This is a genomic window from Priestia sp. P5_B4 (assembly GCF_056400385.1).
This window is the reverse complement of record NZ_JBFULJ010001344.1, coordinates 1-725: the sequence shown is the minus strand read 5'-3', so window position 1 is coordinate 725 and position 725 is coordinate 1. Positions and strand designations below refer to the sequence as shown.

Sequence of the window (725 nt, the reverse complement as noted above, 5' to 3'; positions counted from 1 at the left end):
ATGTTGGGCTAGTGCCATAAGAAATTCAAAAAATGCAACGATTCCTTGTGCTTGTGAACAAGTTGATGGGGTGGTATGGGATCTTTGGGATAGACTACAAGATCCTGAAAGAAGATTACTAGTGATGACTGATAGACTTTCTAGTAATGAACAAATAGAGAAGGATCTATTATTATTAACGACTTAAAGGAAGTGATTAAATGAATACCCTATTAAAGCCTATAGCGAAGCAAGATTTGCTTATTAGAATGAGTATTGATCCTTGTTGGAGTCCAGAGATAAAAAATGGACCTTTTCAACAAATGGTTAAATTAATCGGAGATGAGAGCCTACTTGATGTAAATATAGCAGCTCTTCATGCTGAACGTCGAGGTCGCTGGCTACAAATTTTAGCACAAGTAAAACCGATATACCAAAAAACATTTTTGTATTTAGGAGATAATGAGGAGTTTGTAGACGATGTAATTTTTCAAACGTTCCTTTCAAGTAATTTTCTTTGGGAGGCGGAATATAGTTTACCACATCCATTAGGTTATGGACGTGGTATTGAAAAAGCAACACCATTTATTTATTTTTTACGTTCACAAAGTGAAGTGTTATTAAAAAAAATTCTTGAGCTTGCGGAATTGGAATACGCAATTTTTAAAGCTGCATACCATCTACCTAGTAAACAACCATCTGGTATGGAAGATAAATTATATATATCCCCTGCGGCTACCTTAATG

Annotated in this window: 2 protein-coding genes; both read left to right on the top strand. The window is 34.9% G+C overall.

Annotated features, from left to right (window positions below):
- Positions 1-187: hypothetical protein (locus AC1DRF_RS30885; RefSeq protein WP_477742686.1), on the top strand; the 187-nt coding region annotated here is incomplete at its 5' end.
- A 13-nt stretch (positions 188-200) separates the two neighbouring features.
- Positions 201-725 (top strand): hypothetical protein (locus AC1DRF_RS30880; protein WP_477742685.1); only part of this gene is annotated, 525 nt, incomplete at its 3' end.